We start from the raw sequence: 11801 nt of genomic DNA on the forward strand, positions 1-11801 counted from the left end.
AGAGACAGCGCCGGAAACACCGCCATGAACCCGAAGCCATCCATGATCCTGACCGTTCTGGCGGCGGCTCTCGTGGTCGCGTTCTCGGCCAACTTCGCCCCGCAGGCGCAGGGCACCTCGCAGGAAACCCCCCGCAAGCAAGCCCGCGCCCTGTCCCCCGGCGACGTGCTGCAGGCCGCCGAGGTCCATTTCATCGAACACCCCGGCCATTACGGCCTGGGTTCCGACCTGCGCGGCAGCCGCTATGCCCTATCGAACGGGCATCTGGTCCGCGTCGATCCGGACAGCCTGCAGGTGCAGTCCGTCCTGCGCAGCGATGTCCGTTCCGTCGAGTGATCCGCGCGTCGGGAAAGGAATTTGGAGCGGGTGATGGGAATCGAACCCACGTATTCAGCTTGGAAGGCTGCTGCTCTACCATTGAGCTACACCCGCATGGGGCCGGTATAAGTCAGCCGCGCGGGGCGTGCAACCGTCATCGGCGCCCCTGGAAGAACCCCCGCAGCAGCGCCCGGGCCTGATCGGCGCCCAAGCCGTCATAGACCTGCGGGCGATGATGGCATTGCGGATGGTCGAAAACCCGCGCGCCATGCTCCACCCCGCCCATCCGCACGTCGCTGGCCCCGTAATACAGCCGCCCGATCCGCGCGGCTGAAATCGCCGCCGCGCACATCGGGCAGGGTTCCAGCGTGACCCACAGGTCATGGCCCGGCAGGCGTTCGGACCCTGCCAGGCGGCAGGCCTCGCGGATCGCCAGGATCTCGGCATGGGCCGTGGGGTCGGACAGTTCCCGCGTGCGGTTGCCCGCCGCCGCCGCCACCCGCCCGTCGGGCGAGACGACAACGGCGCCCACCGGCACCTCGCCCCGATCGGCGGCAGCCCTTGCCTGATCCAGGGCCAGCGCCATATGAGAGGTGAAGCGGCTCATGCCCGCTTGTCGCAAGGGCGCAGCCGTCGTGCAAGTCGCCCTTTCCCCCGACCCGCGCGTCCGATACACACGCGCCTTTGCCACCGCAGCGATGCGCAGGAGAGATCGCCATGACCGACGACACGACCCCCGCCCCCCATCCGGCCCCCGCCGCCACACCGGACCAATCCCCCGACCGCATCGCCAAGGTGATGGCGCGGGCGGGCGTGGCCAGCCGCCGGGATGCCGAGCGGATGATCCTGGAAGGCCGGGTGACGGTGAACGGGAAAAAGATCGACAGCCCCGCGCTGGACGTGCTGCCCACCGACCACATCACCGTGGATGGAAAAAAGCTGGACGAGCCGCAGGAAACGCGGCTGTGGCTGTATTACAAGCCGCTGGGACTGGTGACGACCGAATCCGACGAAAAGGGCCGCCAGACGGTGTTCGACGCCCTGCCCCGCGACCTGCCGCGCGTGATGACGGTCGGGCGGCTTGACCTGACCTCGGAAGGGCTGCTGCTGCTGACCAATGACGGCGAATTGAAGCGGCGGCTGGAGCTGCCCTCGACCGGCTGGCTGCGGCGGTACCGCGTGCGGGTGAACGGCACGCCCAACGACATGACCTTCGCCCCCCTGCGCCGGGGCGTCACCATCGAGGGCGAGGATTTCGCCCCGATGGAGATCAAGCTGGACAGCCAGCAGGGCGCGAACGCCTGGCTGACCGTCGGCATCCGCGAGGGCAAGAACCGCGAAATCCGCCGCGCCATGACCCATGTCGGCCTGCAGGTGAACCGGCTGATCCGCATCGGCTATGGTCCCTTCAAGCTGACCGGCATGGAAAAGAACGAGGTGGTCGAGGTCAAGAAGCGCGTGTTGCGCGACCAGCTGGGCGGGTTGCTGACGGGCGAGGACACCGCGCCCAAGGAACGCGAGATGCGCCCGCGCGGCGCCGAAGGTCCCCGCAAACCGCGCGAGGATGGCGACGCGCCGCGCCGCACGTTCCGGTCGGCGGCGGGCGGTGCGGACGGCGAAAGCCGCTTTGCCCGCAAGCCCGGCGGTCCGCGCGACGACGCGAATCGCCCGGCCCGATCCTGGGGGGACAAGCCCGCCAAGCCGCGCTTTGGCGGATCGGATGACGGCGAACGGTCCCGCTTCCAGGGCAAGCCGCGCGCCGATGGCGACCGTCCCGCCCGGCCCTGGTCCGGCAAACCGCGTGCCGAAAGCGCCGAGGATCGGCCGCGCTTCGCCAAGCCCGCGCCGCGTGACGGCCAGGGCGGCAAGCCCGGCTACAAGCCGCGCGGTGACAAACCGGAAGGCGGGTTCAAGCCCCGGGGCGACCGGCCCGAAGGCGAACGCAGCTACAAGCCGCGCGGGGATCGTCCCGAGGGCGGGTTCAAGCCGCGTGGAGAGAAGGCGGACGGCGAGCGCAGCTACAAGCCGCGTGGCGACAAGCCGGAAGGCGGGTTCAAGCCGCGTGGCGACCGGCCCGAAGGGGATCGCGGCTACAAGCCCCGAGGCGACCGGCCCGAGGGCGAACGCGGCTACAAGCCGCGCGGAGAGGGTAAGCCTGCGGACGAGCGCGGGTTCAAGCCGCGTGGCGAGGGGAAACCCGGCTTCGGTCCGCGTGACGGCAAGCCTGCGGGCGAACGGGGCTTCAAGCCGCGCGGCGAGGGAAAGCCCGCGGGCGATCGCAAGCCCTTCGGCAAGCCGGGCGGGCCGAAACCGGCGCGCGGCGGCTCGGGCGGGGAGGCCCGGTTCGCGGGCAAGCCGGGCGGGCGTCCTGCGGGAAAACCGGGCGGCCGGCCCGGAGGCAAGCCGCGCGGGTGATCCGCGCCGGTTCCGGGCCTGCGCGTCCGCGCGGCCCGGACGGGATCACTTCGTCAGGATCAGCTTGCCCGCGCGGGTGATGCGCAGCTGGTAGATCTGCTCGTCCAGCACGATCAGCGCCTGGTTGCCGCCCCGCGTCAGCGCCGTCGCGTCATGCTGCGGGATGCGCGACAGAACGCTGGTCGCGGGTTGCTGGAAATCGGCGGGGCGCGCTGCGGTCATGGTCAGCCTCTTGGGGTTAAGCCTTGGTCCCTGGAAATCTGACAAAATCACTGTGGAATGTCAAAGTAATTTAGTCGGAAATTTTCCGGGGCTGCGGTGAGCGGCATAAACCAGCGATGAACAAAGACTTAGCGGGACAGGCAATCGTCGATGGCCTGCGCCATGGCACCCATCAGGTCGAAATAAAGATCCGGTCCCCGGCTTTCTGTGCCGCCTTCGGGCGACAACTCATCGCCCATGCGGATGCCCGATCCCTCGATCACCATCCGGACCAGCTTCGGATCGCTGGCATGTTCCGGAAAGGCGCAGGCCGCGCCTGCCGCCGCGATCTGGTCCCGGATGGCCGACAAGCGCGCGGCAGAGGGCGCGCTGGCATCGCCCAGCGATACCGCGATGGCGGGGCGCAGGCCGTAATGGTCGGTGAAATAGCCATAAGCGTCGTGAAAGACGACAAGGCTGGCCTTTTCGTGCGGGGCAAGCCGCGCCTGCAGGCTGGCGTCCAGGTCGGCAATGCGCTGGCCGGCCCGGGCCGCGTTGCGCGCATAGGTTTCCGCATTATCGGGATCTTTCGCCGCCAAAGCCTCGGCGATTGCCGTCAGCCACAGCCGCGCATTGGCCGGATCCAGCCAGGCATGGGGGTCGGTGCTGTCGTGATCATGGTCATGGTCATGCCCGTGATCCTCGCCATAGCGGCGCAGATGCGTGCCCGGCACCTCCAGCAAGCGCAGTTGCGCCACCCCGTCCGCCAGCGACCCCGCAGCCCGATCCAGCCAGGGCGTCAGCTCCGGCCCCGTCCAGACCAGCAGCCCGGCCTCCTGCAACCCCCGCGCATCCGAGGGCCGCATCTGGTGGTGATGCGCGCTGGCCCCTTGCGGCAGCAGCACCTGCACGGGTGCGCCCTCGCCCATCACCTGCCGGACCAGCGATGCCGTCACCGGCGTGTCGGCCACGACGCGCGGCGGCTCGGCCAGGACGGGGGTGGCGGCCAGAAAGGCCAGCGTGGAAAGCAGGAGGCGCATCGGATGTCCCTTGTTCGTCGATTGCAGGACCGTTCCTTTCCATGTTACATGATAACACGTCAACCGGAATGTGATAAAGTAACGACATTGACCGACAGCACCGACAGCCCCACCCCGGCCTTTGCCCCCCACGACCACCGCGCCTGCGAGGTCCGTGCCATGGATCAGGCGGCAGGCAGGCTGGCCGAACAGGGCGGCCGCATGACCCCCGTGCGCCGCCGCACGCTGGAAATCCTGCTGGAATCGCACCGCGCGATGGGCGCCTACGAGGTGCTGGACCGCCTGGCCGCCGAGGGCTTCGGCCACCAGCCGCCGGTCGCCTATCGCGCGCTGGAATTCCTGGTCGATCATGGCCTTGCGCACCGCCTGCAACGGCTGAACGCCTTTGCGGCCTGCCTGCATCCGGGCCATGACCATGCGCCCGCCTTCCTGATCTGCCGCACCTGCGGCACGCTGGCCGAACTGCCCGCCGCCCCCGTGCGCAGCGCCCTGGCCGATCTGGCGGCGGAAACCGGCTTCGCGGTCGAGCGCGTCACCATCGAGGCCCTGGGCCTTTGCCCCGCCTGCGCCGAGGCCCGGACCGGAGCGGGCGCATGAGCGCGCTGATCGAGGCCCAAGGCCTGACCATCCTGCGCCCCGGCAGCCATGACACGGTCCTGCAGGACGTGGATTTCCGCATCGACCCGCAAGAGATCGTCACCGTGGTTGGCCCGAACGGGTCGGGCAAGTCCTCGCTGATCCGGGCGTTGCTGGGGCATATGCCGCTGGCGGCGGGCCGGGTGACGCGCAGGGCGGGCTTGCGCATCGGCTATGTCCCGCAGCGGGTGCAGGTGGACACCACCATTCCCATGACCGTGCGGCGCTTCCTGTCCCTGCCCCGCCGCGTTCCCGACGAGGTCGCGGCAAGGGTCCTGACCCGCACGGGGGTCGAGGGCGTCGAGGCGCGCCAGTTGACGCAGCTCTCCGGCGGCCAGTTCCAGCGCGTTCTGCTGGCCCGCGCGCTGCTGCACGACCCGCATCTGCTGGTGCTGGACGAGCCGACGCAGGGCCTGGACCAGCCCGGCATCGTCGCCTTCTACCAGCTGATCGCCGAGGTGCGCCGCCAGTCCGGGGCGGCGGTGCTGATGGTCAGCCACGACCTGCTGGTGGTGATGCGGGCGTCCGACCGGGTGATCTGCCTCAACGGGCACATCTGCTGCGAGGGCACGCCCCGGCATGTCAGCAGCGCCCCCGAATACCGCGCCCTGTTCGGCGCGGGGTCCGAGGGCACGCTGGCCCTTTACCAGCACCACCACGACCATGACCACGATGCGGCCTGCCTGCACCCGCACGACCACGCCGGGGCATCCTGATGCTGGACGATTTCTTCATCCGCGCCGTGTTGGCGGGGCTTGGCGTGGCCGCGGTCGCGGGACCCTTGGGCAGCTTCGTGGTCTGGCGGCGCATGGCCTATTTCGGCGATTCCACCGCTCATGCGGCGATCCTGGGGGTGGCGGTCAGCCTAGCCTTCAACGCCTCGATCTATGCGGGAACGATGCTGGTGGCGCTGGCGATGGCGCTGGCCGTCTCGGTGCTGGCCACGCGCGGGCAGGCGATGGACACCGTCTTGGGCGTGTTGTCCCATTCCGCGCTCGCCGTCGGGCTGGTGGCGATCAGCTTCGTGCCGCAGGCGCGGTCGGATCTGTCGGCCTATCTGTTCGGCGACATCCTGGCCGTGGGCCGGGGCGACCTGGCGCTGATCTGGGCGGGCGCCGCGGGGGTGCTGGCCTTGCTGGCCTGGCGCTGGCAGCGGCTGCTGACCGCATCCGTCAACGAGGAGCTGGCGATGGCCGCGGGAATCGACCCGCGCGTCGAACGGCTGATCCTGTCGGTGGCCCTTGCGGTTGTGGTCGCGCTGTCGATTCGCGTCGTCGGATCGCTGCTGATTTCGGCACTGCTGATCGTTCCCGCCGCAGCCGCCCGCGGATTGTCGCGCACGCCGGAATGGATGGCCGGCAATGCCACGCTGATAGCAAGCTTCGCCGTTCTGGCGGGGCTGTCGGCCAGCCTGCACCTGGACACGCCCGCAGGCCCTTCCATCGTCAGCGCGGCGGCGGTGATTTTCGCCCTGTCGCAGGCATTTCGGCGAGGCTAGTGCAGGATTGCCACACCCGCTGCTGACAGGCGTTTTGGCAGGAACCGGAGGTCCCCGAGGGTGTTGGCCAATATGCAACAGTCTGCACAAGCCAGCGACGGATTTGAATCAATGCGGCTTTCAAACCTCGGGGGATTGTGCAACTGTCGCCTCGATGTTGCCGGTGACGGCAGCCTTCAACGAAACGGAGCATGATCATGACCAAATTCGCTATTTTCGCTGCCGCCCTCGGCCTGACCGCTTCGTCGGCTCTGGCCGGTGGCTATGTCGCCCCCGTCGTCGACGTTGAGCCTGTCGTTGTGGAGGAGCGTCCCGCTTCGACCAACGCCGGCCTGGTTGTCCCGGCGCTGCTGCTGCTGGGTGTGATCGCCGCCGTCGCTTCGGATGACGACGACGACGACAGCTGATTTCTGAACGGAACCCCGGTTCCGTCAGGTTTAAAGGGCTGGCCTTGGGCCAGCCCTTTTCCGTTGAAGGCCGCCCCCCGGGGGCGTAGCATGACGCCACGCCAGCCAACGCGGGGTGATCATGCGCCGGCTTCTGATCCTGGTCCTGCTTGCCATGCCGGGACCGGCACCCGCCCAGACCGGGACCGAGGACGGGCTTGGCCTTGTCGAACGCGGCCTTGGCATCATCGCCGAAAACCTGTGGAAAGAGCTTGGTCCAGACCTCAACCGGTTGGGCCAGGACATGGGCGGCGCCCTGGCCGAGCTTGCGCCCATGCTGGAGGATCTGGCGGTGCTGGTGGACGACCTGGGCAACTATGACCCGCCCGAGCGTCTGGAGAACGGCGATGTCCTGATCCGCCGCAAGGCCGCTGCGCCCCCGCCGCCGCCGCTGGGGGAATCGCTGCGCGAGCCGGACGATGCCGCCCCTGCCCCGCCCCGGGTTCCGGTCGATCCAGACCAGCCGGAAATCCCGCTGTGATCTGATCTGGACGGCCCGGCGATCCCCGGTCTAGGCTGCGGAAAAGACGGGGGAATGGATGATGGCGGACCTGCTTGCGGCCCAGGCCACGGACGTGTTCCGCATCGGCCTGCTGATCGCCCTGTTGCTGACGGCGCTGCGCAACCGGCCGGTGACGGGGATGCTGCTGCCCTTGGCGGCGGGGGCAGTCTTCGTCGCGGTCATCATCCCGCTGACCGGCGCCACCACCCGCCCCGAGCCGCTGTTTACGCAGGTGCTGACGGGGCTGGCAGTCAATGCCGCCTATCTTGCCATCGGACTGGCTGCCTGGTCGTTGTGGCGCGCGCGCCGGTAGCCTAGCCCAGCAGCCGCGTCATCTCGGCGCGCAGTTCCGACAGCTCGAAGGGCTTGGCGATGAACCCGTCCGCGCCCAGGGCAAGCCCGCGGCGCTTTTCGACAACCGAGCCGCGCGCGGTCATCAGCAGGATGCGCACCCCCGACAGGCCGGGATCGGCGCGCAGAAGCTCGACGATCTCGTAACCCGAGATGTCGGGCAGCATCACGTCCAGCAGGACAAGATCGGGACGTTCGTCGCGGATTGCCGCCAGGGCGGCACGGCCTTCCGACAGGCGGGAATGGGCGTGTCCCTCGCGGGCCAGCAGGAATTCCAGCGCGATGGCGATGTTGTCCTCGTCCTCGACGACAAGAATCCTGGCCATGGGCCGCGCCTTCCCGATCTGAAACGGTGACGGCGGGCCGGGGTGATCCGGCCCGCCCTTGCGTAGGGATCAGACGCCGTCGTCGGCGAAGATGTCCTTCTTGTGGCTGTTGTTCGGCACGAACAGGGTGCCGATGATCACCGTCATCACCGCGATCACGATGGCATACCACAGGCCCGCATAGATGTTGCCGGTCTGGGCCGAGATCGCGAAGGCGGTCGCGGGCAGCAGGCCCCCGAACCAGCCGTTGCCGATGTGATAGGGCAGCGACAGGCCGGAATAGCGGATCCGCGTCGGGTAAAGTTCCACCAGCTGCGCCGCGATCGGGCCATAGACCATCGTCACCAGCACGATCAGATAGGTCAGGATCAGCACGATCTTGATGTTCTGGGCGTTGAAGATGTCGAAGAAGTGGTCGGCCTTGGCGATGGTGGTGTTGTCGGCCGCCGTCAGCGGATAGCCCGCAGCCGTCAGCGCGGCGTTGATTTCCGCCGTGAAGCGAGCCTTTTCCGCGGCCAGCGCGTCGCCCGTCAGGGCATTGGCGTCATAGGCCTGCACCACCGTCTCGCCCACCTGGACCGAGGCCACGGTGCCCGCCGGCGCATCCACGGTTTCCGAATTGACCGAGGATTTCGACAGGGTCGCCTTGACGATGTCGCAGCTGTTGTTGAACTGCGCGGTGCCCACCGGGTTGAACTGGAAGGAACAATCCTCGGGGGCGGCCGTGACCGTCACGGGGATCTGCTGGGCGGCGTGCAGCGCGGGGTTCGCGACCGCCGTCAGCATCGGGAAGACCCACATGTAGGTCGCGGCGGCCAGGGCGCAGCCGCCCAGGATGATCGGCTTGCGGCCGATGCGGTCCGACAGCGACCCGAAGAAGATGAACCCGGCGGTGCCCAGGATCAGCGACCAGGCCACGAAGACGTTGGCGCTGAACTGATCGACCTTGATCACGTTCTGGATGAAGAATAGCGCGTAGAACTGGCCCGAATACCAGACCACGGCCTGGCCCGCCGTCAGGCCCAAGAGCGCGATCAGGGCGATCTTGCCGTTCTTCCAGTTGCCGAAGGCTTCCTTCAGCGGCGCCTTGGACGCGGCGCCTTCTTCCTTCATCTTCTTGAAGGCCGGGGATTCGTTCATCTGCAGGCGGATATACAGCGAGATCAGCAGCAGGAAGACCGAACCCAGGAACGGGATGCGCCAGCCCCAGGCACGGAACGGCTCCAGCATGACCTGCGCGCCGGTGGCGTCCAGCAGCGGCTGGCCGTCCAGGCCCACCTGCGGCACCGTCGGATAGTTGCCGTTGACATAGGCCGTGACCAGCAGGATCACGACCAGCGACAACAGCAGCCCCAGCGTGGCCGTGGTCTGGATGAAGGCCGTGAAGTAGCCGCGCTGGTTCGATGGCGCGTGCTCGGCCACATAGACCGCAGCCCCGCCGTATTCGCCGCCAAGCGCCAGGCCCTGCAACATGCGCAGCGCGATCAGGATGATCGGCGCGGCGATGCCCCAGGACGCGTATCCCGGCAGCAGGCCGACCAGGAAGGTCGAGGCGCCCATGATCAGGATGGTGGCCAGGAAGGTGTATTTCCGCCCGATCACGTCGCCCAGGGCGCCGAAGACCAGCGCGCCGAAGGGACGCACCAGGAAGCCCGCCGCGAAGGCCAGCAGCGCGAACACGTTGCGCGTCGATTCCGGGAAGGCCGTGAAGAACTGCGCCCCGATGATCGAGGCCAGCGAGCCGTAAAGGTAGAAGTCGTACCATTCGAAGATCGTGCCCGCGGACGAGGCCAGGATGACCTTCTTTTCCTCGGATGTCATGGGACGCGAACGGGTCCTCGCGTCGGGCGATGCGTAAGCCATCAATCCTCCTCCTGTTGGGCCAGCCGGCGGGCTGGCGTGGGGACCTGACGGTCAAGCCTTCTCCGGTCGCGTTTCCGGGCATCGGAACGCGTGCGGGGGATCGCTCGTCAGGCAGGTCTGGCGACGCCCGGTCCTCCTCACCGGATGCCGCCCTTTCGCGGTCGCAAGCGGGCCGGATGGCCCGTGTGCGGAAATCAGCCCCGGTTCATCCGGTTGGCGATCAGGTCGTCCACCACCTCGGGTTCGGCCAGGGTCGAGATGTCGCCAAGGGCGCCATAATCGTTCTCGGCGATCTTGCGCAGGATGCGGCGCATGATCTTGCCCGAACGGGTCTTGGGCATCCCGGGCGCCCACTGGATCACGTCGGGCTTGGCGATGGGTCCGATTTCTGTGCGGACCCATTTTTCCAGCTCGCCGCGCAATTCGTCCGAGGGCTGGACGCCGTTCATCAGCGTGACATAGGCATAGATGCCCTGCCCCTTCAGCGGGTGCGGATAGCCCACCACGGCGGCCTCGGCGACCTTCTCATGGGCGACCAGGGCCGATTCGACCTCGGCGGTGCCCATGCGGTGGCCGCTGACGTTGATCACGTCGTCCACGCGCCCGGTGATCCAGTAATACCCGTCCTCGTCCCGGCGGCAGCCGTCGCCGGTGAAGTAATAGCCGGGATATTGCTGGAAATAGGCCTCCTGGAACCGCTGGTGATCTTCCCACAGGGTGCGCATCTGGCCGGGCCAGCTGTCAGCGATGCACAGCACGCCCTCGGCCGGGTTGCCTTCGACCAGCTTGCCGCTCTCGGCCTCCAGGACCACGGGCTTGACGCCGAAAAAGGGAACCGTCGCGGAGCCGGGCTTCGTCTCGATGGCGCCGGGCAGCGGCGTGATCAGGTGGCCGCCGGTTTCGGTCTGCCACCAGGTATCGACGATGGGGCAGCGGTTCTTGCCGATATTGTCGTTGTACCAGTTCCAGGCCTCGGGATTGATCGGCTCGCCCACGGAACCCAGGATGCGCAGGGACGACAGGTCGTGGCCCTGGATGGGATCGGTGCCCTTGGCCATCAGCGACCGGATCGCGGTCGGCGCGGTATAGAACTGCGTCACCTTGTGCTTGGCGCAAACCTCCCAGAAGCGGCCGGCGTCGGGCCAGGTCGGCACGCCCTCGAACATGACGGTGGTCGCGCCGTTGGCCAGCGGGCCATAGACGATATAGCTATGGCCCGTGACCCAACCCACGTCCGCCGTGCACCAGAACACGTCGCCGTCCCGGTAATCGAAGGTGTATTGGTGCGTCATCGCGGCATAGACCAGATAGCCGCCGGTCGTGTGCACGACTCCCTTGGGCTTGCCGGTGGACCCCGAGGTATACAGGATGAACAGCGGGTCCTCGGCCCCCATCGGGCGGGGCGGGCAGTCGGGGCTGGCGGTTTCCATCAGCGCCTTCACGTCCACGTCGCGGCCCTGAATCCAGGTCGTCTGGTCGCCCGTGTGCTTGACCACCAGGCAGCGCACCCGGTCCGAACAGTGCAGCAGGGCCGCGTCGGTGTTCGACTTGAGGTTCGTGCGGCGTCCGCCGCGCGGGGCGGTGTCGGCGGTGATCACCACCTTGGCGCCGCAATCGTTGATGCGGTTGGCCAGCGCGTCGGGCGAAAAGCCCGCGAAGACGATGGAATGGATCGCCCCGATCCGCGCGCAGGCCAGCATCGCATAGGCCGCCTCGGGGATCATCGGCAGATAGATCACCACCCGGTCGCCGCGCATGATGCCCTGGGACAACAGCACGTTGGCGAAGCGGTTCACCTTCTCGGACAGTTGCGCATAGGTGATGTGCTGGGCGGGCGTTGCGGGATCGTCCGGCTCGAAGATGATCGCGGTCTGGTTGGCGCGGGCGGGCAGGTGCCGGTCGATGCAGTTGACCGAGGCGTTGAGGATCCCGTCCTCGTACCACTTGATCGACACCTTGCCGAAGGTGAAGTCGGTGTTCTTGACCACGCTATAAGGGTGGATCCAGTCCAGGCGCCTGCCCTCGCGGCCCCAGAACGATTCGGGATCCCGGATCGATTCGGCATAAAGGCGGGCGTAATCCGCCGGACCGCAGAGCGCGTTGTCGAACCCTGCCGGAATCGGATGCTTTTCAATCGGTTCGATGGTCATCTTCCCTCCTCGCTTCGCTTGCCTGCCGCCCTGCTGGCGGCACCCGGCAAGCTTT

14 protein-coding genes and 1 tRNA gene are annotated in these 11801 nt (G+C 67.9%); 8 read left to right on the forward strand and 7 right to left on the reverse strand.

The annotated features are described in order from the left end of the window. The first annotated feature begins 24 nt into the window (after nucleotides 1-24). Nucleotides 25-336, forward strand: coding sequence for a hypothetical protein (locus tag GIY56_RS05510; RefSeq protein ID WP_154763786.1), 312 nt, complete (start codon nucleotides 25-27; stop codon nucleotides 334-336). Nucleotides 337-358: 22 nt separating this feature from the next. On the opposite strand, the gene GIY56_RS05515 is transcribed toward GIY56_RS05510, so the two are convergent. Then, a tRNA-Gly gene (locus GIY56_RS05515) sits at nucleotides 359-432 on the reverse strand. A 40-nt stretch (nucleotides 433-472) separates the two neighbouring features. Further along, nucleotides 473-925, reverse strand: a complete 453-nt coding sequence (locus tag GIY56_RS05520) for a nucleoside deaminase (RefSeq protein ID WP_154763787.1) — start codon at nucleotides 923-925, stop codon at nucleotides 473-475. Between the two features lie 110 nt (nucleotides 926-1035). Between GIY56_RS05520 and GIY56_RS05525 the strand changes: the two genes are divergently transcribed. After that, nucleotides 1036-2733 (forward strand): pseudouridine synthase, encoded by a 1698-nt coding sequence (locus GIY56_RS05525; RefSeq protein WP_154763788.1) that lies wholly within the window; start codon nucleotides 1036-1038, stop codon nucleotides 2731-2733. Between the two features lie 45 nt (nucleotides 2734-2778). Here GIY56_RS05525 and hemP read toward each other — a convergent pair whose 3' ends face one another. Both hemP and GIY56_RS05535 read right to left on the reverse strand, forming a co-directional pair. Beyond that, nucleotides 2779-2955: a hemin uptake protein HemP gene (gene hemP / locus GIY56_RS05530; RefSeq protein WP_154763789.1), complete on the reverse strand. Its 177-nt coding sequence runs from the start codon at nucleotides 2953-2955 to the stop codon at nucleotides 2779-2781. A 128-nt stretch (nucleotides 2956-3083) separates the two neighbouring features. After that, on the reverse strand, nucleotides 3084-3974 hold the full coding sequence (locus tag GIY56_RS05535) for a zinc ABC transporter substrate-binding protein (protein WP_154763790.1): 891 nt from the start codon (nucleotides 3972-3974) through the stop codon (nucleotides 3084-3086). Nucleotides 3975-4133: 159 nt separating this feature from the next. On the opposite strand from GIY56_RS05535, the gene GIY56_RS05540 reads away from it, so the two are divergent. From GIY56_RS05540 to GIY56_RS05565, 6 genes are all read left to right on the forward strand, one after another. Continuing rightward, nucleotides 4134-4571: a Fur family transcriptional regulator gene (locus GIY56_RS05540; protein ID WP_154763921.1), complete on the forward strand. Its 438-nt coding sequence runs from the start codon at nucleotides 4134-4136 to the stop codon at nucleotides 4569-4571. Further along, complete coding sequence (locus GIY56_RS05545) at nucleotides 4568-5326, forward strand: metal ABC transporter ATP-binding protein (RefSeq protein WP_154763791.1); 759 nt, start codon at nucleotides 4568-4570, stop codon at nucleotides 5324-5326. Before GIY56_RS05540 ends, GIY56_RS05545 begins: the two co-directional genes overlap by 4 nt. Next, nucleotides 5326-6108, forward strand: coding sequence for a metal ABC transporter permease (locus GIY56_RS05550; protein WP_154763792.1), 783 nt, complete (start codon nucleotides 5326-5328; stop codon nucleotides 6106-6108). Before GIY56_RS05545 ends, GIY56_RS05550 begins: the two co-directional genes overlap by 1 nt. A 191-nt stretch (nucleotides 6109-6299) precedes the next feature. After that, on the forward strand, nucleotides 6300-6515 hold the full coding sequence (locus GIY56_RS05555) for a hypothetical protein (RefSeq protein ID WP_154763793.1): 216 nt from the start codon (nucleotides 6300-6302) through the stop codon (nucleotides 6513-6515). Nucleotides 6516-6636: 121 nt separating this feature from the next. Next, on the forward strand, nucleotides 6637-7035 hold the full coding sequence (locus GIY56_RS05560) for a hypothetical protein (RefSeq protein ID WP_154763794.1): 399 nt from the start codon (nucleotides 6637-6639) through the stop codon (nucleotides 7033-7035). Between the two features lie 61 nt (nucleotides 7036-7096). Continuing rightward, the gene (locus tag GIY56_RS05565) at nucleotides 7097-7369 is read left to right on the forward strand and encodes a hypothetical protein (protein WP_154763795.1); all 273 of its coding nucleotides are present in this window, start codon (nucleotides 7097-7099) and stop codon (nucleotides 7367-7369) included. Between the two features lies 1 nt (nucleotide 7370). On the opposite strand, the gene GIY56_RS05570 is transcribed toward GIY56_RS05565, so the two are convergent. The 3 genes from GIY56_RS05570 to acs all read right to left on the reverse strand — a co-directional run bounded on the left by GIY56_RS05570 (nucleotide 7371) and on the right by acs (nucleotide 11746). Continuing rightward, nucleotides 7371-7733, reverse strand: coding sequence for a response regulator transcription factor (locus tag GIY56_RS05570; protein WP_154763796.1), 363 nt, complete (start codon nucleotides 7731-7733; stop codon nucleotides 7371-7373). 69 nt (nucleotides 7734-7802) lie between these two features. Beyond that, on the reverse strand, nucleotides 7803-9596 hold the full coding sequence (locus GIY56_RS05575; RefSeq protein WP_230312291.1) for an MFS transporter: 1794 nt from the start codon (nucleotides 9594-9596) through the stop codon (nucleotides 7803-7805). 194 nt (nucleotides 9597-9790) lie between these two features. After that, a complete protein-coding gene (gene acs, locus GIY56_RS05580) occupies nucleotides 9791-11746 on the reverse strand; it encodes an acetate--CoA ligase (RefSeq protein WP_154763797.1) in 1956 nt (651 codons plus the stop codon). Nucleotides 11747-11801 lie beyond the last annotated feature (55 nt).

This window comes from Paracoccus lichenicola (assembly GCF_009708075.1).
Taxonomy (GTDB): Bacteria; Pseudomonadota; Alphaproteobacteria; order Rhodobacterales; family Rhodobacteraceae; genus Paracoccus; species Paracoccus lichenicola.

What these genes read in the sequence shown, in the direction of transcription:
- GIY56_RS05510 (WP_154763786.1), top strand. Translation starts at nt 25, where the DNA reads ATGAACCCGAAGCCATCCATGATCCTGACCGTTCTGGCGGCGGCTCTC.
- GIY56_RS05520 (WP_154763787.1), bottom strand. Translation starts at nt 925, where the DNA reads ATGAGCCGCTTCACCTCTCATATGGCGCTGGCCCTGGATCAGGCAAGG.
- GIY56_RS05525 (WP_154763788.1), top strand. Translation starts at nt 1,036, where the DNA reads ATGACCGACGACACGACCCCCGCCCCCCATCCGGCCCCCGCCGCCACA.
- hemP (WP_154763789.1), bottom strand. Translation starts at nt 2,955, where the DNA reads ATGACCGCAGCGCGCCCCGCCGATTTCCAGCAACCCGCGACCAGCGTT.
- GIY56_RS05535 (WP_154763790.1), bottom strand. Translation starts at nt 3,974, where the DNA reads ATGCGCCTCCTGCTTTCCACGCTGGCCTTTCTGGCCGCCACCCCCGTC.
- GIY56_RS05540 (WP_154763921.1), top strand. Translation starts at nt 4,134, where the DNA reads ATGGATCAGGCGGCAGGCAGGCTGGCCGAACAGGGCGGCCGCATGACC.
- GIY56_RS05545 (WP_154763791.1), top strand. Translation starts at nt 4,568, where the DNA reads ATGAGCGCGCTGATCGAGGCCCAAGGCCTGACCATCCTGCGCCCCGGC.
- GIY56_RS05550 (WP_154763792.1), top strand. Translation starts at nt 5,326, where the DNA reads ATGCTGGACGATTTCTTCATCCGCGCCGTGTTGGCGGGGCTTGGCGTG.
- GIY56_RS05555 (WP_154763793.1), top strand. Translation starts at nt 6,300, where the DNA reads ATGATCATGACCAAATTCGCTATTTTCGCTGCCGCCCTCGGCCTGACC.
- GIY56_RS05560 (WP_154763794.1), top strand. Translation starts at nt 6,637, where the DNA reads ATGCGCCGGCTTCTGATCCTGGTCCTGCTTGCCATGCCGGGACCGGCA.
- GIY56_RS05565 (WP_154763795.1), top strand. Translation starts at nt 7,097, where the DNA reads ATGGCGGACCTGCTTGCGGCCCAGGCCACGGACGTGTTCCGCATCGGC.
- GIY56_RS05570 (WP_154763796.1), bottom strand. Translation starts at nt 7,733, where the DNA reads ATGGCCAGGATTCTTGTCGTCGAGGACGAGGACAACATCGCCATCGCG.
- GIY56_RS05575 (WP_230312291.1), bottom strand. Translation starts at nt 9,596, where the DNA reads ATGGCTTACGCATCGCCCGACGCGAGGACCCGTTCGCGTCCCATGACA.
- acs (WP_154763797.1), bottom strand. Translation starts at nt 11,746, where the DNA reads ATGACCATCGAACCGATTGAAAAGCATCCGATTCCGGCAGGGTTCGAC.